Origin of the sequence: Saccharothrix sp. ST-888 (genome assembly GCF_000955975.1) — a bacterium.
Taxonomy (GTDB): Bacteria; Actinomycetota; Actinomycetes; order Streptomycetales; family Streptomycetaceae; genus Kitasatospora.
This window is the reverse complement of record NZ_JYJF01000408.1, coordinates 1-403: the sequence shown is the minus strand read 5'-3', so window position 1 is coordinate 403 and position 403 is coordinate 1. Positions and strand designations below refer to the sequence as shown.

Genomic DNA, 403 nt, shown 5'->3' with positions numbered 1-403 from the left:
GCGATGGTGCCGAATGATAACGGCGGCAATAATAACAACAACAATAACAACAACAACGGCCGGGGTGGCAACAACAACAACAATAACAACAACAACGGCGGGGGCGGCGACAACAACAACAATAACAACAACAACGGCGCCGGCGGGACCAACAACAACAACAACAACAACAACGGCGGGGGCGGCCCCAACAACGACAATCATGAAAATAACGTCGGCGGCGTCATTTTTGATGATGTGATCGTCGGCCCCGGCGCCGCCGGCATTGTTGTTATTGTTGTTGTTGGCCCCGCCGCCACCGTTGTTGTTGTTATTGTTGTTGTTGTTGCCCCCCCGGCCGTTGTTGTTGTTATTGTTGTTGTTGTTGCCACCCCGGCCGTTGTTGTTGTTATTGTTGTTGTTG

At 51.9% G+C, this 403-nt stretch carries 1 protein-coding gene; it reads left to right on the top strand.

Translation table 11 applies throughout. The features are described 5' to 3' along the window. A partial coding sequence (locus UK12_RS41995; protein ID WP_197085384.1) for a hypothetical protein occupies positions 1-241 on the top strand: 241 nt, incomplete at its 5' end. Between the last annotated feature and the right edge of the window lie 162 nt (positions 242-403).